Origin of the sequence: Flavobacterium johnsoniae UW101 (assembly GCF_000016645.1) — a bacterium.
Lineage (GTDB): Bacteria > Bacteroidota > Bacteroidia > Flavobacteriales > Flavobacteriaceae > Flavobacterium > Flavobacterium johnsoniae.
Map to the genome: position 1 here is coordinate 5,646,401 of NC_009441.1, position 21,890 is coordinate 5,668,290.

The 21,890-nt window shown below is 32.9% G+C and carries 19 protein-coding genes; 18 read left to right on the plus strand and 1 reads right to left on the minus strand.

Annotation, left to right across the window (positions count from 1 at the left end; all coding sequences use genetic code 11):
- Positions 1–11: 11 nt before the first annotated feature.
- From FJOH_RS24115 to FJOH_RS24130, 4 genes are all read left to right on the plus strand, one after another.
- Entirely contained in the window at positions 12–1,583 is a 1,572-nt protein-coding gene (locus FJOH_RS24115; RefSeq protein WP_012026634.1) for a histidine kinase, read from the plus strand.
- A gap of 85 nt (positions 1,584–1,668) precedes the next feature.
- Complete coding sequence (locus FJOH_RS24120; protein WP_012026635.1) at positions 1,669–4,266, plus strand: zinc-dependent metalloprotease; 2,598 nt, start codon at positions 1,669–1,671, stop codon at positions 4,264–4,266.
- An 18-nt stretch (positions 4,267–4,284) separates the two neighbouring features.
- A complete protein-coding gene (locus tag FJOH_RS24125) occupies positions 4,285–7,620 on the plus strand; it encodes a SusC/RagA family TonB-linked outer membrane protein (protein WP_012026636.1) in 3,336 nt (1,111 codons plus the stop codon).
- Positions 7,621–7,631: 11 nt separating this feature from the next.
- The gene (locus FJOH_RS24130) at positions 7,632–8,954 is read left to right on the plus strand and encodes a RagB/SusD family nutrient uptake outer membrane protein (protein ID WP_012026637.1); all 1,323 of its coding nucleotides are present in this window, start codon (positions 7,632–7,634) and stop codon (positions 8,952–8,954) included.
- A 99-nt stretch (positions 8,955–9,053) separates the two neighbouring features.
- Here FJOH_RS24130 and FJOH_RS24135 read toward each other — a convergent pair whose 3' ends face one another.
- A complete protein-coding gene (locus tag FJOH_RS24135) occupies positions 9,054–9,743 on the minus strand; it encodes a hypothetical protein (RefSeq protein WP_012026638.1) in 690 nt (229 codons plus the stop codon).
- Between the two features lie 331 nt (positions 9,744–10,074).
- Here FJOH_RS24135 and FJOH_RS24140 point away from each other — a divergent pair, with 331 nt between their 5' ends.
- The 14 genes from FJOH_RS24140 to FJOH_RS24205 all read left to right on the plus strand — a co-directional run bounded on the left by FJOH_RS24140 (position 10,075) and on the right by FJOH_RS24205 (position 21,880).
- Positions 10,075–10,839 (plus strand): LytR/AlgR family response regulator transcription factor, encoded by a 765-nt coding sequence (locus tag FJOH_RS24140; protein ID WP_012026639.1) that lies wholly within the window; start codon positions 10,075–10,077, stop codon positions 10,837–10,839.
- A gap of 226 nt (positions 10,840–11,065) precedes the next feature.
- The gene (locus FJOH_RS24145) at positions 11,066–11,650 is read left to right on the plus strand and encodes an NUMOD4 domain-containing protein (protein WP_012026640.1); all 585 of its coding nucleotides are present in this window, start codon (positions 11,066–11,068) and stop codon (positions 11,648–11,650) included.
- Positions 11,651–12,020: 370 nt separating this feature from the next.
- A complete protein-coding gene (lpdA, locus tag FJOH_RS24150) occupies positions 12,021–13,409 on the plus strand; it encodes a dihydrolipoyl dehydrogenase (RefSeq protein WP_012026641.1) in 1,389 nt (462 codons plus the stop codon).
- A 222-nt stretch (positions 13,410–13,631) separates the two neighbouring features.
- Positions 13,632–14,585 carry an SPFH domain-containing protein gene (locus tag FJOH_RS24155; RefSeq protein ID WP_012026642.1) on the plus strand — a complete coding sequence of 318 codons (954 nt, stop codon included), beginning with the start codon at positions 13,632–13,634 and terminating at the stop codon, positions 14,583–14,585.
- Entirely contained in the window at positions 14,585–14,827 is a 243-nt protein-coding gene (locus FJOH_RS24160) for an Rcat domain-containing protein (protein ID WP_012026643.1), read from the plus strand. Before FJOH_RS24155 ends, FJOH_RS24160 begins: the two co-directional genes overlap by 1 nt.
- A 12-nt stretch (positions 14,828–14,839) precedes the next feature.
- Positions 14,840–15,811 carry a hypothetical protein gene (locus FJOH_RS24165; protein ID WP_012026644.1) on the plus strand — a complete coding sequence of 324 codons (972 nt, stop codon included), beginning with the start codon at positions 14,840–14,842 and terminating at the stop codon, positions 15,809–15,811.
- Between the two features lie 24 nt (positions 15,812–15,835).
- On the plus strand, positions 15,836–16,795 hold the full coding sequence (locus tag FJOH_RS24170; RefSeq protein WP_012026645.1) for a DUF6620 family protein: 960 nt from the start codon (positions 15,836–15,838) through the stop codon (positions 16,793–16,795).
- Between the two features lie 105 nt (positions 16,796–16,900).
- A complete protein-coding gene (locus FJOH_RS24175; RefSeq protein ID WP_012026646.1) occupies positions 16,901–17,650 on the plus strand; it encodes a DUF2314 domain-containing protein in 750 nt (249 codons plus the stop codon).
- A gap of 96 nt (positions 17,651–17,746) precedes the next feature.
- On the plus strand, positions 17,747–18,256 hold the full coding sequence (locus tag FJOH_RS24180; protein ID WP_012026647.1) for a hypothetical protein: 510 nt from the start codon (positions 17,747–17,749) through the stop codon (positions 18,254–18,256).
- 116 nt (positions 18,257–18,372) lie between these two features.
- A complete protein-coding gene (locus tag FJOH_RS24185) occupies positions 18,373–18,888 on the plus strand; it encodes a TPM domain-containing protein (protein WP_012026648.1) in 516 nt (171 codons plus the stop codon).
- A gap of 69 nt (positions 18,889–18,957) precedes the next feature.
- Entirely contained in the window at positions 18,958–19,602 is a 645-nt protein-coding gene (locus tag FJOH_RS24190; protein WP_012026649.1) for a suppressor of fused domain protein, read from the plus strand.
- A complete protein-coding gene (locus FJOH_RS24195; RefSeq protein ID WP_012026650.1) occupies positions 19,603–20,001 on the plus strand; it encodes a hypothetical protein in 399 nt (132 codons plus the stop codon).
- Positions 20,002–20,123: 122 nt separating this feature from the next.
- Entirely contained in the window at positions 20,124–20,882 is a 759-nt protein-coding gene (locus FJOH_RS24200; RefSeq protein ID WP_012026651.1) for a hypothetical protein, read from the plus strand.
- 95 nt (positions 20,883–20,977) lie between these two features.
- The gene (locus FJOH_RS24205; protein WP_012026652.1) at positions 20,978–21,880 is read left to right on the plus strand and encodes an arginase family protein; all 903 of its coding nucleotides are present in this window, start codon (positions 20,978–20,980) and stop codon (positions 21,878–21,880) included.
- Positions 21,881–21,890: the final 10 nt, after the last annotated feature.

Below are 21,890 nucleotides of genomic sequence, written 5' to 3' on the forward strand. Positions count from 1 at the left end.
CTGGTACTTCTTTGAAATTTAGATTAAAAAAAATAACATCCCGACGTGCATTTTTAATTTATGTAGCCGTCTCTATTCTTATTACTGTTTCTTCTGTATATATATTGAGTAATTTGATTACTGATCTTACCGAAAAAGCAAATGAAGAAGCAGCACAGCGTAACTTTATTAAAAAGCAGGAATTTTTGTCGCAGGAATTCTCAAAATTTCTGGAACAGGAAAACAGAATAAAGCACGTTTTAAAAATAAGTAAACCAGAAGAACTGGCTTCTAACTTACATGTTTTGTCTTCGGTTCAAAACACCAATTTATTGGTAGCCGATAATTGGTTTCAAATAAATGATAATAAAATTCAGTTTGGAACTGATTCTATTTCGGGTGACCTAAAAAAAGATGCAGAAGATTTTATCCAAAAAAATAAAGATCAGGATCACATAAGTGTTATTATTCCGCAGGGAGAAGAATGGGTTTGGAGAATTTATTTTAAACTTACTTCAAAAAACACAGTTGTTCGTTATGGCTACGATATCAACTTAAAAAAACTTGTTGATTATTTTTCCAGTATAGATATTAAATCGACTAACAATTATGCTTTTATATTTGATAAGTCAGGAAGATGTATTTATCATCCTGAATTGAATTTTATAGGAAAAAATATTTATGAGGTTTCTTCTACCCGTGCAATTGATACCATATTTCCAAAAAAGCAGGATTATGTAAAAAGAGTTACCATGTCTGAATATTTAGGACTGGATGTTATTCGATTTACAAAAAAATTAGACCTTAGAAACACACATTGGTTTATATGTGTCAATTTTCCAAAAAATGTCAGCGACGAAAATGTAGCGTTGATTAATAAATATTCGACCTGGATATATTCGATTACAACGGTAATGCTTCTGCTGATTTTCTATTTATTCTCGTATGCCAACAGACGTGCTTACAAAGAGAAAGGAATTGCCATTAAAGAAAAAAACAGGCTTTTGGTTGAGAATGAAAAAATCATCAAAGAAAAAGCACTTATTCAGCTGCAGCATTTAAAAGAACAGATTAATCCGCACTTTTTATTCAATTCGCTCAACTCTCTTTACATGTTAGTTGGAAGCGATGTAAAAACGGCACAAAAATTCACACTGAACTTATCCCGTATTTACCGTTATTTAATTGATCCGCCTGAAAAAAATATTGTACCGCTTAAGGATGAATTATTATTTATCGAAAAATATATCTTTTTACAGCAGACTCGTTTCAAGGAAGAATTATTCTTTTCTATTAAAATTGAAGATCAGGAAGCTCTCGAAAAGTTTATTCCGTATCTGGGATTTCAGGTAGTAGTCGAGAATGCTATTAAGCACAATATGGCGACACAGGAAAATCCGTTAACGACAGAAATTCTAATTCAAAAAGATCAGGTCATAATCACTAATAATCTTCAAAAAAAGACTCACAGCGAGCCTGGCACAAATTTTGGCTTAAAATACTTGTTAAGTATCTATAACTTCTACTCCAGAACCAATTTAACAACTTCAGAAAATGACGGCAAATTCGTATGTATTCTGCCATTAATATCCATTCACTCCTAAAAAAAAGCCATTCACTCCGTTTTGTTTTTTTTCTGAGCTAAAATCGAATAGTTTCGACGAAAATTAACTTAAACTTAACATCAAAATGAAGGAAAAGGCATTCCTGCATAATGTAAAATTATTCTGCTTACTAATTTTATTATTATTCATTCCTGTTACAGTTCTTGCCCAAAAGAAAAAGAAAAAAGAAACTGAGAGTGAAATTGTAAAAAAAGATTCTACTGACGCCAAAAAAGGCAAAAAATATAGCGACCTTATAAAAAAAGGGACTGTTAAAAAAGGACTATTCAATATCATTCAGGTTAAAACCGATGTATATTTTGAAATTCAGGATAGTTTGTTTAAAAGAGAATTTCTAATTGTAAACAAATTATCTCAGGTTCCTTATGATCTTAACGAAGCTGGATTAAATAAAGGAATGAATTATGAAAATAAAGTTATTTCCTTTTATAAAGACACTATTGCAAAAAAAGTCTGGGTAAAGACCTATCAGCCTAAAGTTTCTTCTCCTAAAGATGATGCCATCACAGCATCTGTAATTAATAATTTTGCCGAATCTATTATTGAAGTTTTTGATATCGAAACCAAAAACAACGATTCGAGCGCTGTTGTAATTAAAGTAAACAAGATTTTTGACGGAAAACAAAAAAGCTTTAATGATGTTATGGGCAACATTGGCTTAAACGGTTCTGTAAAATCTGATTTATCCTATATAGAAGGATTAAAATCTTTTCCTAAAAACATTGTTGTAAAATCACAAATGACAACTTCACTAAGCGATGGAGGTGCAACAGTACCCATTACGCTTGGTGTGACAACTAATATTATTTTATTGGATAAAACTCCAATGAAACCTCGTTTTTCTGACAAACGAATTGGTTTTTTTACTGAAAAGCATTGGTACTTTGCCGATGCACAGCAGGCAATGCTTGAAAAAGAATTGATTACCCGCTGGCGTTTAGAACCAAAGAAAGAAGATGAAGAACGTTATATGAAAGGTGAATTAGTAGAGCCGAAAAAACCAATCGTTTATTACATCGATCCATCGACTCCAAAACAATGGAGAAAAAACATCATTGATGGGGTACACGATTGGCAGGCAGCTTTTGAAAAAGCCGGATTTAAAAATGCCGTTATTGCAAAAGAACCTACTGAAGAAGATTTAGATTTTGACATTGATGATGTGCGTTATTCTGTTATTACGTATGCTGCATCGCCAAAATCAAACGCAATGGGACCATCTGTGGTTGATCCAAGAAGTGGTGAAATTATTGAGGCCGATATTATCTGGTGGCATAATGTAATGACTTCGCTTCAAAGCTGGATGCGTATTCAGACTGGACCAATTGACCCGAAAGCAAGAGGGAACAAATTCAGTGATGAACATATGGGAGAAGCAATTCGTTTTGTTTCGTCTCATGAAGTAGGACACACATTTGGTTTAAAACATAATATGGGCGCTTCTTTCGCTTATGATGTAGAATCTTTAAGATCTAAAGAATTCACAGCAAAAATGGGAGGCACTGCTCCTTCTATCATGGATTATGCCCGATACAATTATGTGGCACAGCCGGAAGACAATGTTACAGTTATTACTCCAAAAATTGGAGAATATGATAAATATGCAATAGAATGGGGTTACAGATGGTATTCGCCTAACGAAAACGAAACAGCAAAACTAAACGCCTTACTTACAAAACATCAAAATGACCCCATTTATTTTTACGGTGAGCAGCAATCAGGCGTTGCGATTGATCCTCGCTCACAGTCTGAAGATTTAGGAAATGATGCTGTAAAAGCAAGTGAATACGGTTTAAAAAACTTAAAGCGTGTTGTAGACAATATTATAAACTGGACGTATGATAAAGATCAGTCTTACTACGAAACTGGTAAACTATATGTTGGAACTATCGGACAATGGCAAACGTACAATGATCATGTATTAACCAATATTGGCGGTGTTTACTTAAACACTACAGTACACGGCGACAACAAACAAAGTTACGTTCCGGTTCCTGCAGCAATGCAGAAAAGAGCAGCCGATTATTTAATTAAAAATGTAATTACGATTCCACAGTGGTTGTTTTTCAATGACATTTTAGACAAAACAAATCCGCTGAAAGACTCTCCTCTTGGACCTTATGAGTACACACCATACACAATGGCAAGAGCATTACAGTACGAGATTATGTATAGTTTATTATTTGATGAACGTTTGCTTCGAATGACAGAAAATGAATTATACCAGCGAAATAAAACCAATGAGAAGGTTTTTACCGTAAATGATTTGTTTAAAAAATTACACCAAAGTGTATTTGCAGGAACTATCCAAAACAAATCACTTACTATTCTGGAGCGTATGACGCAAAAGAATTATGTAGATGTTTTAATTATTTCGACAAATAAATTATTTGAAAAAACAGATGCTAAAAAAACAATTCAACTTAAAGAAACATTACAAATGCCTCATTTATGTTCTGTAGATGATGAACATACGGCAAGAAACATTAATAACTATTTTTTGAAAAGAGTTACAGAAGTAACCTCTGATAAAAAAGGAGAATTATCAAAAGTGCTTCAGTTATTAAAACTAAAAAAGAGCACCGGAGATCAATCGACCCAAAACCATTACCTCGATTTAATACAACGAATCGAGAAAGCCCTGAATAATACAACCTTTTAATAATTACAAACCCAAAACATGAAAAAAATTCTACATGCCTTACTGCTGTTCCTGGCCATCGCAGGATACTCGCAGGAAACCCGAACTATTACGGGGATCATTCAAGATGAAGCAGACTTGTCGCCAATTCCTGGTGCGTCTATCTTTGTTGAGAATAATTCCATTTCAAACAAAACTGCTATGGCAGGTATTATTCAAAGTGAAGCTATTGGAACTACTACAGATTTCGATGGTAAATTCACCTTGAAAATTGCAAAAAATGTTACTTCATTGAGAGTTGTTTTCATGGGATACAAATCGTATACTCTTGAATTAGACGGTCAAAAAAACTATACAGTTAACTTAAAATCTGAAACTGCAAAACTTCAGGAGGTTGTAGTAACTGGTTACCAAAAAATCGAGAAAAGAAAACTTACTGCTGCGGTTACAAAAATCGACATGGCTGCAATCCAGCAGACTGGGGTTTCGAGCATTGACCAATTATTAGTTGGACAAATTGCTGGAGTTGCTGTAAGTACACCTTCTGGAGCACCTGGAGCACCTGCTAAAATCAGAATCAGGGGTACAGCTTCTTTAAATGGTACACAAGATCCTTTATGGGTATTAGATGGTTTACCATTAGAAGGAAATGACGTTCCAAAAAACTTCGATAAAGACAACATCGACGTATTAAACAACTACTCTATCGCTGGTTTAAATCCAGATGATATTAAAGACATTACAATCTTAAAAGATGCTGCTGCAACAGCTATTTACGGTGCTCGTGCTGCAAATGGTGTAATCGTGGTAACCACTAAAAAAGGACGTGCTGGTAAAATGGTTGTAAGTTTTAACACTAATACCTTTATTACTCAAAGACCTGAGTTTTCTAAATTAAACTTAATGAACTCAAACGAAAAAGTTGATTTCGAACTTGGTCTTGCTTCCCGCGAGGATTTAACTTACAGAGATACATCTGGTGATATTGCCCGTATCTTAAACGGAGCAAATGAATTAAATGCATACAGAGCTGGAGGATTCTCTGCTTTAAGCGGTGCAACACAAGAATCAATCAATGCTTTAAGAAACAACAATACAAACTGGGGTAATTTATTGTACCAAACTGCTATCAATACACAGCACGGTTTAAGTTTATCTGGAGGTGGTGAAAAATCAGATTACTATTTCTCTTTAGGATACTATGATGAAAAAGGAACAACTGTAGGAACAGGTTTCAAACGCTACAACGTAACCTTAAAAAACAACTACGAAATTACAGATAAATTCAAAGTTGGTGTTAGTCTTTTTGGTTCAGAGAACAAAACTTCATCTTACTTAACAGATACTAATGCATATACAAATCCTGCAAATTATTCTAGAAACGTAAACCCATATTTAACTCCTTTTAATGAAGATGGAAGTTATAAATATGATAAAGATGTTGTAGGACTTGTTGGTGGTGATTATATTCCATTTAACTTTTTAGAAGAAAGAGAAAATACTTCTTACGATTTAAAAACAAGATCTATAAAAGCATTATTAGATGCTGAATATAAAGTTACTAAAGATTTAAGAGTAACTTCTCAGTTAGGTTTACAGTTAGATAATACATCTACTGAAAAATATGCTGGCGAAAACAGCTACTACACAAGAGTACAAAGAGAAAGATCAAGCTACTTTAGCGGTGGAAAAAAATATTTCCTTCCAGTTGGAGGTATTATCCAAAATTCTAATGCAGACTTTTTTCAGTACAACCTAAAAACAATGGTGAACTACTCTAAAACTTTAGGAGAGAAACACGAAATTGAAGCAATGGTTGGTAATGAGTTAAGACGTAATGACGCAACATCAATTTCTACTAAAGGTTTTGGTTATAATGCTCAGAATTTAACAACGCAGCCAATCTTATTCCCAAATGCATCTTTCGCAACAGGAGCAACTTGGAGAACGTATGCTAAAACTAAAAATGAAAATGCATTTGCATCATTCTTTGCAACAGCATCATATACTTATGATAGAAAATATAGTGTATTTGGAAGTGTAAGATACGACGGTTCAGATTTATTTGGTGTAGATCCAAAATACAAATACCTGCCGCTTTATTCAACTTCTGCTTCATGGGCAGTGTCTGAAGAAAATTTCTTAAAAGATAATTTAACACTTTCTAATTTAAGACTTCGTGCTTCTTACGGTTTACAAGGTAACATTGACAAAGGTACTTCTCCTTATGTAGTAGGTGCAAACAGTACAGGTACAATACTTCCTGGTAATACAGAACAAACTGTCGTAGTTATAAGCCCGCCTAATGAAAAATTACGTTGGGAAAAAACTACAAACACGAACATTGGAGCAGACATTGGTTTATTCAACAACCGTATCAGCATTGTAACTGATATTTATGGAAGAAAAAGTACTGACTTAATTGGTCTTAGATCACTTCCATTAGAAAATGGTTTTGAATTTACAAATATGAACTGGGCACAAGTAAGTAACAAAGGTTATGAGATTACTTTGTCTACAAAAAACATCGACCGTCCTAACTTTAAGTGGAATACAAGTATTAACTTTTCTCACAATAAAAGTAACGTAGACCGTTTACAAATTAGAGATAACAGTTACTTACCAAATCAGGAAGGTTACGCTGTAAATGCAGTATTTGGATTTAAAACTAATGGTGTTGACGAAAATGGATATCCATTATTTGTAAACAAAAATGGAGAAACTGTAAACGCTCAAACATTCTTTAAACTGGTAGATGGTTTCCCAGATTTTCCAGGAATTATCTCTGACTCAGGATTAACTCCAGCAGAATTTAGAGATTTATTTGTTTACTTAGGAGATAGAGATCCAAAGTTTACAGGAGGTATCACTAATACATTTAAGGTAAGTAATTTTGATCTTACAGTTGCAGCTTCTTTCAACATTAAGCAGACTGTTACAAGAACTCCTCCTTATAACGGAACATTAGTAGACAGAGGACAAAACTACAGTAGAGATATATTAAATGCTTGGTCTCCAACAAATACATCTTCTACTTTACCTGGAATTACAAGTGAAACAGGCGGAACTGGAGATTCTTGGATGGCAAATCAATTTTTTGCAGGAAGAAATCAAGTAGAAACATTAAATTACTTAGACATTTATGCAAGTGAAATGAGCTACATGAGATTAAGCAGTGTGCGTTTAGGCTATACATTCCCTAAAACGTTTACAGATCACATCAATATAGCAAGTATCAGATTAAATGTTGAGGCAAGAAACTTATTCGTAGTAAGCTCTGATTACAAAGGTTACTTTGATCCTGAAACTTTTGGAAACATTTATGCACAACCAGTTCCTAAGTCATTCACTTTAGGATGTAATGTAACTTTCTAATAAAATTAAAGATGAAAAAAATCTCAAAATATATTTTACTTTTTGTTGCTGCAATTGCTGTAACAAGCTGCGATGACTATTTAGACATCCAACCTCTCGGAAAAGTAATTCCTGAAACATTACAAGATTATCGTGGTGTCCTTACAACAGGGTATGTAGCTTATCCTGATCACAAATCGATAACAGCAGTTCGTACTGATGAATTAATACTAGATGGTGACGGCGATAGCGAAATTCCATTATACCAAGATATCTACGCTTGGAAAGATGCTGGTACAGATCGTCGAACAATGACTTTTCCATACCAAAATTTATATACGGTAATTTTTTATACGAATGTACTAATTAATGATGCTCAAGGAAAATTATCAAATTCTCCTGAAAAAGATCAACTAATTGGAGAAGCTTATGCTTTAAGAGCAATGGCTTATTTTGATTTGATTAACTTATTTAGTAAACCTTTCAATCCTGCAACTTCAGGATCTGACAAAGGTGTTCCATTAGCATTAAAAGTAGATTTAGAGCAGACTTATCCTTCTCAAACTGTTGAAGCAATTTACAATCAAATTATTTCTGACACTCAAGAAGCAGAAAGTTTACTTAATTTAAACACGCAGCCAAAAGGATTTAACTATCGTTTTTCTAAAGCCGCTTTGTATAGTTTAGAAAGCCGTATTTATCTATACATGCAGCAATGGCAGAAATCTCAGGATGCAGCCAATAAAGCCTTAGCTATAAACAATGCTTTAGTTGATTTAAAAGCAACTCCGGTATTGGCAACGAAATTCGATTCAAAAGAATCTATTTTAGCGCTTGAAGAAAATTATGATAATGGTCTTAAATTATTATCATATGCATCAGATGATTTACTTGCTGCTTATAACAGAACTACAGATTTACGTTTTCCAATTTACTTTGCAGCAAACGGAAGTAATTTCAGAATTCAAAAAGGAGCTAATGATGATCAAAAATGCTCTTTCAGAACATCTGAATTGTATTTAATTAAAGCTGAGACTTCATTAAAATTGAATAATCTGGCTGATGCTAAAACAACAGTTTTAACTTTCATCAAAAACAGATATACAGCATCTGGATTTACACAGCTTGAAAGTGAAATCGCAGCAATGAATGCAGCTGATTTAACAACGTTCATTTTAGCAGAAAGACAACGTGAATTTGCTGTAGAAGGACAGCGTTGGTATGATTTAAGAAGAACAACTCAAAAACAAATTGTTCACACTTTCTTAGGTCAAACCTATACTTTGACACAAAACGATCCGCGATATACTATTCCAGTACCAGCAAACGCGAGATTAAACAATCCCAATCTATAAGTTACCTATTGTTTTTTTTGAAAAAGGTCCAGTTGCAAAACTGGGCCTTTTTTTAATTATTGTCTGTCGCGTCCTAAAACGAAAAATTTTTACTACAACTTAATTAGTAAAGAAGATATATTGCTGCCAAGGGAATGTCGTATATTCTAAATTAGGGTTAAAAAAGCAAATTATTTTTGCTGGTCGTTCAATATTCGCGTTTTGTCCATCAATAATTATTGGATAATAAAACTTACCATAAATATTTACTGTATAACTAGCATTTGCTGAATAATTAACAGCATTGTAACTAAAATAAACACCGTTTCCATTAATAGTTGCTACACTAACATCCTTTACCCCATCATTCCAGTTATAACTCATATAAAATGAATTATACCAAAATTCATAATATACTGTCATTGATGAATTAGGAACAGGAATTGTTGATGACAGCCTCTGGTATTCCGAAAGATCGAAAGATTTAGCAGTTGAAAGATTTTTAATAGTTTGTGCAGAACTTTCCTTGGAAATCATTTCTTGTATTTTGCCTTCATCATTTAATTCTTTTGGGAAAATTTCAGCAAGATCATCAATAGATTCTACTACTATTCTTCCATCCGTAGATACATTATCTATAAATGTTACATTTTTAGAATCAATGCCTAGCTGCTCTAATTTAGTTAAGATTTGTTTTTGTTTGTTAAGCTTTTCAACATTTTGGGCATCAACTAAATCATCACTTGAAGAATCACAAGACGTAATTGATAAAAATAGCGTTAAGGCTAAAAAGAGCATAAATTTTTTCATAGTGGTATATAAAATTAAAAGTTACAAAGGATTATAATACAAACGTTTTTCTTAAAATGAAAACAAAAAAAGTAACTAAAGTAATACAAAAACACACCGAAACAAATAAAAAACAAAAACAAATCCTGCTTTTTTACTCAATAATTTGATTAATAGCAGTATTAATTCTTATATTTTTTTTCAAATCATTAAATCAAATAAATTTTAATCACAACAAAAAACAAAAACAACATTAAAAACATATTGCAAAAAATCCAGAGACAATTATATTTGCACAACCATTAAGAACTTCATTTTATTGAATGAAACTTTTTAACATCAGCCAAGAATAATGAGAATTGCCATTGTCGAAGACGAATATCTTGCTTCCAGTTATCTAAAATCGATTTTAGAGCAGCAGGAAATTTTACAGATTGCAGAAATTACAGTTTTAAAATCTGTAAAAGAAGCCGTCGACTTTTTTAAACAAAACAATGTCGATCTCGCTTTTATGGACATTCACCTTGGCGATGGAAAAAGTCTTGAGATTTTTGAAAAAACCACAATCTCCTGCCCTGTTATTTTTGTTACGGCTTATGATTCTTACGCTATCTCGGTTTTCAAACACTTTACCATAGATTATCTTTTAAAACCTTTTGAAGAACAGGAATTATTAGAAGCCTTATTCAAATTCAAAAAAATAAAAGAGAGTTTTAATACCGATGCTGCAGTGCGGTCATTAGTCGCATTAGAAAATCCCGAAACAAACAAAATACAGCGTCATTTTTTAGTAAACCACGGATATAAGCTAATTTCGGTAAACGAGTCTGAAATCACCTATTTTGCAGCATCCGGAAAGCATTTGTTTATCTATGTAAAATCTGGAAACAGTTATTTGTACAATAATACACTTACAGACATCATAAACAGCCTCGATCCGTTTATTTTTTTTAAAGTAAACAGAAAATATATCGTAAGCCGAAATATTATAAAAGAAGTCGTAAAACATTCAAATCAAAAAATCGAATTAATTCTTACGGTTCCACCAGTCGAAGATGACCCTATTATGATTAGCAAAAAAGAAATAAATAATTTCAAAAACTGGCTTGATCAATAATTTTCAGCTTCAATTTCTCTTAAATTTTGGCTTTTGCCCAAAATCAAAAAACTGAATTATTCATAATTTAGGAATCAAAATCTGCCTAAAAACTGTCAAAACCATTTTAAAACGTTAAAATAGCGTTATAAGAATCATAAAATTGATAGTTCATTACCAGCACAATAGCATTCTTCATTTCGGAATTCTTTATCTTTGAGAGACAAAATTTAAATGAAAAAGAAAAATGCCACATAATAGATTTTACCCTAACGAAGTATTCAAAGAAATAGAAATAAACGCCTCATTACAACTTAAATATGCCATTTCAAACAGAGGAAGACTAATAAGCTTTACTGATGAAATTGAAAACGGCCGCATCCTTAAAGGCGGTTTGAGTGACGGATATCCAACTTTTAGATTTAAAGTCAAAAAAGACGACAAAATCATTAACAAATACTTATTTCTTTACAAATTAGTAGCCCAATATTTTATTCCAAAAGATTCTGAAGATCAAACTTATGTTCTGCATCTGGATTATAACCGAAGCAACGATGATGTAAGCAATTTACGCTGGGCAACAAAACAAGAAATGATGGCGCACAGCCGCAAGAGTCCGCGTGTAATTCAGGCCAAGAAAAACCTGATAGAACACAATTTAAAAGCCGACGGAAGAAAACTGACTACAACAAAAGTCATGTTAATTAAAAAAATACTGGCAAGACCAGAACAAAAAACCCGTTTAAAAATGATCGCCAAACAATTTGGTGTAAGCGAAATGCAGATCCGCAGAATTGCCAGCGGTGAAAACTGGGGACACGTTAAAGTTTAATGGCTAATTATAGAATTTAAATTAATAATTCGCCATCAGCAATTAAAACAATTATTATCACTCTATTAAAAAGTCGAAGATCTTTGAATATTCAAAAAAAGTTCTTCGGCTTTCTCGTGTAAATTAAGTTTTGTTTTGAAGATTTAGAGCAAAAATTACAATTTCTGGCTAATAATTCACAATTTGCAATTAACAATTACTTCAGTTTCTGTGAAAAGGTCAAAAACTGTATGGGTAAAAACAAATTTAAAGGCGTTCATTTAAAATAAATCCTTAAATTCGCAAGCACAAATAACAAAGAATCATCGAAAAATGAGTTTCGGAAAATTATAAACTTCATTTTCGATAGTTAATATTAAAAACCAAAAAAATGAAATACGACGTTATTGTTTTAGGAAGTGGTCCTGGTGGATATGTAACAGCGATTAGAGCTTCACAATTAGGCTTTAAAGTAGCTGTAGTTGAAAAAGAAAATCTTGGTGGTGTATGTTTAAACTGGGGATGTATCCCAACAAAAGCATTACTAAAATCTGCTCAGGTTTTTGATTACTTAAAACACGCTTCTGATTACGGATTAAAAGTTTCTGAATTCGATAAAGATTTCCCAGCAGTTATTCAGCGCAGCCGTGGTGTTGCAGAAGGAATGAGCAAAGGAGTTCAATTCTTAATGAAAAAAAACAAAATTGACGTTATCGAAGGTTTTGGAAAATTAAAACCAGGAAAAAAACTTGACGTTACAGATAAAGACAATAAAGTTACAGAATACAGCGCTGATCATATTATCATCGCAACTGGAGCTCGTTCTCGTGAGCTGCCAAACTTACCTCAAGACGGTGTAAAAGTAATTGGATACCGTCAGGCAATGACATTACCAACTCAGCCAAAATCTATGATTATCGTAGGTTCTGGAGCAATTGGAGTAGAATTTGCTCACTTCTACAACTCAATGGGAACAGACGTTACTATTGTAGAATTTATGCCAAATATCGTTCCTGTAGAAGACGAAGACGTTTCTAAACAAATGGAGCGTTCTATGAAAAAAGCAGGTGTAAAAATCATGACAAACTCTTCTGTAGAAAAAATTGACACTACAGGAAACGGAGTTAAAGCAACTGTAAAAACTGCAAAAGGAGAAGAAATTCTTGAAGCAGACATCGTACTTTCGGCAGTTGGAATCAAAACAAACATCGAAAACATTGGTTTAGAAGAAGTTGGAATCGCTGTTGACAGAGATAAAATCTTAGTAAACGCTTACAACGAAACTAACATTCCTGGATACTACGCAATTGGAGACGTTACTCCTGGTCAGGCCTTAGCTCACGTAGCTTCTGCAGAAGGAATTAACTGTGTAGAAAAAATCAAAGGTTTACACGTAGACCCAATCGATTACGGAAACATTCCGGGTTGTACTTATGCAACTCCAGAAATCGCTTCTGTAGGTTTAACAGAAAAACAAGCAAGAGATAAAGGTTACGAATTAAAAATTGGTAAATTCCCATTCTCAGCTTCTGGAAAAGCAAAAGCTGCAGGAGCTGCGGACGGATTCGTAAAAGTAATCTTTGATGCAAAATATGGAGAATGGTTAGGATGCCACATGATTGGTGCTGGTGTTACAGATATGATTGCTGAGGCAGTTGTAGCTCGTAAACTAGAAACTACAGGTCACGAAGTCCTTAAATCTATCCACCCTCACCCAACAATGAGCGAGGCTGTTATGGAAGCTGTAGCAGATGCTTACGGCGAAGTAATTCACTTGTAAAAATATACCGTTTTACGGTTATATATAATTCTCAATTAATTAAATCCGATTTGTGAAAACAGATCGGATTTTTTTATAAATATTATTATCATCCAAACACAAATTCAAAACCGCAATACAAGTCTTAAAATTTAACAAACAAAAAGTTGTTAAAAACTTGATATAAAAAAGTAATACAGATGTCTTATAATTCTTATTTTTAGCTCTTCTAAATAAGAATTCATGAAACTACCTTTTATAGAAATAATCGAAGCCGCAACCAGTGATCCTAATTTACTGATGTGGAAATTTTATGATGAAGACAAAGAAATCAAAAACGGAGCAAAACTAACCGTTCGTGAAAGTCAGCACGTTATGCTTTTAAATGAAGGCCAGCTTGCAGATGTTTTTTCTCCCGGACTTCATACTTTATCTACAGAAAACATTCCTATTTTAAGTAAATTAAAAGGCTGGAAATACGGTTTCGAAAGTCCGTTTAAAGTCGATGTTTACTTTTTTAACACACACCAATTCATCAATAATAAATGGGGAACTCCTGCTCCTATTTTGATGAACGACCCTCAGTTTGGGCAAATCAGAATCCGCGCTTTCGGAAGTTTTGATATTAAAATTGCCGATCCTGCTAAATTCTTCCGCCAATATGCCGGAACTTACAAACAGCTTACCATTTTCGAATTGCAAAATCAGTTACGAGATTTTGTGGCACCAAAATTTGGAGAAGTTTTAGCAAACGAAAATATTACCGTTACTGACGTTGCTGGAAATATTACACAATTAGGAAAAAAAATCGAGCCTTATCTTAAACCCTATTTTGAGCAGTTAGGTATCGAGTTAACCCAATTTGTAATTACAAGTGTAACCTTGCCGGAAGAAGTTACTGCACATTACGATAAAATCACCAATATGAATATGGTAACCGATATGGATAAATTTACCAAATTCAATACCGCAACGGCAATTGGCGACAAAGGAACCGCGCTTCACGATGCAACACAAAATGCCGTGACCATGGGAATTCTTTTAAACCAGTTACAGCAAAATAAAGAAACCCCAAAGCAGGAAACAGCAGACGATTTAACGTCTAAACTTCAAAAACTAAAATCTTTATTTGACGCTGGTTTAATTGACGAAGATGAATTCAAAAACAAGAAAACTGAACTATTAAGCCAATTGTAATGGAAGAAAAAAAAGTCAATTCGTTTTTGAGCAGACTCAAAGAAAATGCGCAGAAACAAACCAATTATGGAGGTGAAATGGAAATTACCGAAGCCAAAATGAATGCAAAAGACTGCCCAAACTGCGGTGCAGGAAGAGCAAAACAAGACGGTTTAACCCATTGCGCCTATTGCGGATTTGAGTTTTTAAACGTAAAACTTACTGACGGAGTTTATATTAAAAAAGAAGATAATTCAATTTAAAAATTAGATAACGTGTTCGGACTATTTAACAAATCAAAAAACAAAGAAAACCAAGCAAACCAAACAAATCAAGTAAGCAGAGAATCATATCCGGAATGGTATGCAGAACTTCAGGAATCACAACAAAGATGGTTCGCTTTCTTAGAAAAACTCGAAGCAAAAATGGAAGAACTGGCTGTAGCCGCAATTCCGGAGTTAAAACAGCTTTTGCAGGATGATGAAGACATGTACAAAAGGACTTTTCAAAGAGTTTATTCAGGCATAAACGGTCAGTTAAACAATATTAGAGAAAAAGCCAGAGATACATACGAAGAAAAAATCGACAGTATTTATTACGACCTAGATTCAAGAGTTTCTGTTTTAGACAAAAATCATGATTTATTATCTGATTTTAGAAGCGCGTGTTCAGATCGTTACAATGATTTTGACTATAAATACGACTATTGGAGAAAACAAATCGAAAAAACTCAGGAACGCGATCTGGAAATCGAATACAAAAAAATTCTGGACGAATACGAAACCATCAAAAGCAAATTTAACTGCACGCAGTGCGGCGGCAATATAGAAATCGAGAAAATATTTTTAATCGAAACCTATATCACATGCCCATACTGCCAGACACAAAATACATTTGCTCCAAGTACATTGGGAAGAAATCTTCAGAATATTGCCAAAGAACTTGCAGAACAGCGAACAGCTCATTTGTATGACGCTTATGAAAGTGAAAAAGACAAAGAGCGTGATTTGTACCATAAACGTCATGAATTAAGCCTTAGCACCATTCATGAATCTGATAAAAAAGTTTTAGCCGAAATTCAGGCAAAAATGGACGATCTTGAAGAACAGAGACAAGCTGCCATTAAAAATGCTCCAAAATTATATCAGGTTTATTTAAGAGCCATGTATGACGAATGGAATAAAATTACGCCCGATTTAAAAGAACACAACGAAAAAATGTATCAAAATCAATTACAATACCTATAAATTATTAACCCTAAAATTTGAAAAATGTTTAAAAAACTTTTTGGAGCTCTAACTGGAGACAATAAACAGGAAAACCAAAACTATGAAGCGCAGACTTCAAATGATAATTATGAAAATGATTATGAAGATGAATATCAGGAAGTAGAATACGATCCGGAAACTTTACACGGAACACATTATACTGTAGAAGATTTTGATGCAGAAGTAGCTGAAAGAGCCGAAGCATGGATTGCAGACGAACGTGCAAGCGGAGAAAACCTTGAAGATAAAGATATTAAAAACATCTATTTTAATTATAGAAGAACAGTTTATACAGAATGGAACAACTGCGATTCAGACCAAATGATTCGTTTTGAACACGCTAATTCTTTAAAATACAGCGGAGTTCAAACTTCAGGATTTGTAAAAGTAGACGATAATAATCCGTTCTTAGAACCAGTTCACGGTGTAGATTTAAGAACTTACACTGCAATGTGTCTTAAAATAAGTGCAGGAGTAGATTATCTTGAAGTTTGCAAAGCAATGGGATTCGAACCAGCAGTTTGGGAAGAATTAAACACAATCTGGCCGCAGCGTATGGGCGAAGATACTTCATTTACCGTAACAACTTTATTTGGCCAGTATTATGCCGAAAATGTAACAGTTCCTCAATTAGAAAACCTGAAAGCTGAAATTTCAGAAGAAGGCGCAGCAAATCTTGAAAGAATAAAAACTGATCGTTATTTCTACGAAGAACTAGCAGGTGCAAGACAAGCGGCTTACGAATACGGAATTGACGGCGCTCAATGGATTTTAGATACTTTTGGAATCAACCTTGCCGATTTTCAATCTGTCGCAATGCAATGGATGACAGAGCAAAACCAAAACTGGAATTCAGCAGACATTACAGAATTTCATGATTATCAACAAGCAAAACAAAAAGAATATGCAGCCAAATTTGCGGCTGAACAAGGCGGAAATATCGCAGACGATGTAAATTTCTAAATTCAGCTTCTTTTGATGATTAAAAAACCGATTTGCAAAACAAATCGGTTTTTTATTCGTTAAAAATAGCACAATCACAAAAAGTTACTTTATAAAAAATATACAATGGAAAACACACCAATATTCTTTGCCGATGGAGAAAATCCAAAAATGATCGAAGCCTACAAAAAAGCACAAGAAACCTTTAAATATTTCTGGAGAGAATTATCGTGGGAATACCGCAGAATAATTCCCGGACTAGACGTTGCCTGCGTAAAACTGGCATTTACTCAGGAAATAGACGGTGAAACTGTTGTAGAACACATGTGGATTAACGACGTAAATTTTGACGGTGATATTATTTATGGAACTTTGGTAAACCAGCCAAACGAATTAACGAATGTAAATAATGGAGACGAAGTTGAAATTCCGGTAAACCAAATCAGCGACTGGTTATTTGCAAGCCAGGGAAAAACTTACGGAGCTTTTACCATACACGCCATGCGATCTGAAATGAGCGAAGATGAAAGAAATGAACATGATGATGCCTGGGGATTAGATTTTGGAGATTACAACGATATTTTGGTAGTGTCTGACCAAAATGAAAAACCAGAAAATCTTGTAGAACATCCTATGAGCAAAAACATGAAAGAGAGCCTTATCGATTTTGTAAAAAACAATCCGGAAGAACTTACTTCGCAAGATGAATTGGGTTATACTTTTCTACATCGCGAAACTATTGCAGGAAATAGTACATCTGTCGAAGTTTTACTAGAATCTGGAGCAGACAAAAATGCTAAAAATCATCTGGGTAAAACAGCTTTAGATTATGCGGCAGAACTAAAATGGAATCACTTGATACCATTATTTAAATAAAATAAAAAATCCGATTTACGTTTTGTTAAATCGGATTTTTTATTTTTAAAACATAAACAAAATCTTACTTTTGAAATTTATTTTAAAGTTTATAAAATGCTTTTCAAATTTTCAATGCCCAATAGATCAGTTATATTTTTATTATGTTTAGTTTCTCTTTTAATATTAAACTCATGCTATTCCTATAAAATTTATCCAAAAGAATATCGAAACGCAATAAATACACACGTCAGAGAAACTGTATATGTTGTAAACGATACTTTAAAAAAAGAATTTAAGATTTTAGAGAAATCAAACCTTTTTACTTTTACCAAAGACAGCACACAAACAAACATAAAAATAAAACTGTATCCTATAAAGCAATATCCAGGCTGCGGAAATCCGCTTATTGCTCAGGTTATAACATTAGGACAGCTGCCAGTATATCTGCCTAATCAATACGAATATCAATTTGACCGAATAGAAAAAGGAAAAACGAACCCGCAAAAATTTAACTTAGGCATTACTCAAAGATATTGGTTTTGGGATATGTTCACATTCAGCAAAAATTTCGAAAAAAAAGCTGGTCAGTTACTATTGGTTAAATATCAAGATAAGCAGAATTAAAATGACAGTTTTAAAAAATTATTTTTCATTTTAAAACAAAAAACTAATCTTTTTTTCGTCTGTTTAAAATAAAGAATATGCTACTTTTGCACCACCAAATCTAATCTGCAAGTGTGATGAAAAAAATATTCTTCATTATTTTAATTATCTTGTTTTCACCAAGTATAGTATTTTCTCAGGCAAAAAAAGAAAAGAATGTAAATACCGATCCTAAAAACGTTTTTTCAAGACCTTATGATTATGTAAACGACTTCGAAAAAATCATGAATGCCGATCAAATTACAACACTTACCAATACACTGAAAGCATTCGAAAAAAAACATCTTTATAAAATTACCGTTGTAACCACATCTACAATAGAGCCATATACCTCTTTTCCTGATTACGCTCTTGAATTAGACAAATATCTGGCAGTCGATCCTAAACTAGACCCTACTATTTTAATTGTTGTAAGCAAACAATTAAGACAAATTCAGGTTCAAAGCATTGATCTTATTCGCTATAAATTAAGTGATAATGACACCCAGAATATTATAACCACTTATGCAGTACCAGAATTTAAAAAAGGAGACTACTCTAAAGGTTTGGAACTTGCTGTCGAACAAATAATGAATAAATTAAAAGTTTATTAATTAAAAGAAGTTTATTCTTAATATCAAAAGTTATATATTGTATCTCGTTAAAATCACAAAAAGAGATATATGACTTTAGAAGAATATAAAAAAGAATTTTCAGAAGACGACTCTGTTGGATGGTTAGAAATTGACAAAGTATTTGATCAGCTTTACCCAGAACAAGAACCCAAACATTTTGCACCGGCAATCAGCTATATGTTAGGCGGAGAAAGTCCGCTTGATGGTGTCAGTATTTACGAAAGTAAAAAGCAAGAAGATCATTTTCATTTTGTAACCTATGGCTTTTCAGAATTGTACTATAATGAAGAAAAAGTCAACGGAGAATTCAGTAAATGGGGATTTGAACTTACTTTCAGGCTTAAACCTTTTGAAGCCGATAACGGAACCCCAAGCTGGGCGGTTGCACTTTTGCAGAATATTGCCAAATATGTTTTTAGTACAGGTAACTGGTTTGAAGAATTTCATTATATGCCGGCAAATGGTCCTATAAGACTTGATACCGAAACCGATATTACTGCGCTGGTTTTTGTAAACGATCCCGAAATAGAAAAGATACAAACCCCTCACGGCGAAGTTTCTTTTCTGCAAATCGTTGGAATTACTTCTGCAGAATATGAACATATCAAAGAAAATCCGGAAACTGTCGAAGAGCTTGTAAATAAATTAAAAGAAAACAATCCATTATTAATAACCGATTTAAACCGAAAATAAATGGCAAATTCTTTTTATTCCTATTCAGCTTATATATCACCGTCTTCAAATGCAGATATTAAGGTTTTAAAAGAGTTTCTAGATGCCTTTTATCAAGAATCTGATAATAAAATTACATTAAGCGACAATCAAATTACTATAACTTTTGATGATGAATATAACTTCTATATTTATTTAGCAGAAGAAGAACATGTAAATCAAGAAGCACTCGAAATTGCCGGTTATTTAGAAGAAGACTGGAACGAAACCCCTTATGATAAAGAAAAATTAAAAGTATCAAAAAAGCGTTTTGAAGTTTGGGGAGATTCCGATTTTGATATGGATTACTTCAATGACAGTCTTTTCATAATAGAGCAAGTGGAAAAGTTTAATGACATTATTATTTTTCAAAATCAATAAACAGTATTTATAGAATATCAAAATCCGATTTGCAATAAAACAGATCGGATTTTTTATTTGCTATTAAAAAATTGTAATATTTTACTTATTTATTAATTTTATGTTTTTTAATAAATACTATAATGAATTATATTCCTCTAATACATACAATAACTGATGAAAATATTTTTAGCGTCCTAAGGCAGTTTCTCAAGACTTGGTATGAAATTGATCTTCTCCAATCTGACAAAGAAATTAATTTTGGAAATAGATTAGGTATCACTTTATCAAAAAATATAAATGACCTTCTGAATCTTTTTACTGATTTAAGTAATTCAATTATCTATGGAAATAAAAAATATATCTATTCCTCTTTTAATTATATTTTTATAGATCAGCGATTAGTCGTTTCTTATAGCAAGAAAAATGATTTTTTATTGTTATTACAAGAAGGGCAAAGAGATTTTTTTTATGGCATTAAAAAAGAAGATTTATTAAAAGATAATCCGATAATCTATAGATGCATTATAGATATAAAAACAAAGGAGGTAACTTATTATAAAGATTTAAGTTTAAATAATTTTATAATAAAGTGTATTTGTACAAACTGTTCAAAACTCAAAACAAAATCATATAAAATTCTTCTTCCAAAAAAAGATAATTTAATTAAGGATAAAATAGACTTAATAGTAAGTTATTTTGATTACAATACATCATTTGATAAAATTACATTTTTAGAGAGTAATGATACAATTGCTTCAATCTATAATGATGAAAGTTCTGATTACAATTTATTAGAAATAAACAAATGGACAGAAAAACAAAAAGAAATAACTGAAAAAGCAATAAATATATTTGACTGGAATGGCTGGAGCGATAACAGCCACAGATTTAAACTTTAATTTGCAATAAAACAGATCGGATTTTTGTTTTTGGACTGTTAAAAAAACTTCCACAGCCATATATTTTAATAACTTTAGGTTCAAAAAAAAGCATTATGAAAGAAATAACTATTGTCGAATTCACTTCTAATTTGGGCTTAAAAGAACCTCAAACCGGAAAAGAACCAGGCGTAAACCGTCTGCCCGATTGGTTATGGAAACACAATCTTCATAAAGCCATTACACCAAAAAATATCGTAAGACTTGATCCGCCCAGATATTCAAACATAAAAGATCCTCAAACTACTATTTTAAATGCAGACTCATTAGTTACTTATGCCAGAGAACAGGCTTATTTGATAAACAATTTAATCAGCGCCAATAAATTTCCTTTTGTACTTGGCGGTGACTGCAGTATACTTTTAGGAACCGCAATGGCATTAAAGCAAAAAGGAAATTACGGTCTATTCTATCTCGACGGTCATACTGATTTTATGGATGTTTCTTTATCTGAAACCGGCGGTACAGGCGGCATGATTGCGTCTATTGTTACTGGAAACGGACACGAAAAATTAACCAATATTCTTAACTTGTCTCCATACATAAAAGAAGAAAACCTTTGGTGCGTGGGCAATCGCGAATATGATGACGAATACGAAAATGAAATCAGAAAATCTTCTGCAGTATATTTAAGTTTAAAAGAATTACGAAAACAAGGTATTAAAAACTCTGTACAGTCTTTTCTTTTAGAAGTTGAAAGTAAAAAGCTCGATGGTTTCTGGCTGCACATCGATGTCGATGTTTTAAACGACTCTGTTATGCCCTGCGTGGACAGCCGAACTCCAGACGGACTGACTTATGACGAATTTAATGAACTTACCTCCTATTTGTTTCAAAGTCAAAAACTAAGCGGACTCGAAATTACAATTCTCGATCCGGATTTAGACCAAACCGGAGAATACACTAAGGAATTTGTCGCTAATATTACCTCAACTTTTAATCAGAACTTCAACAATTAGTATTTAAAAC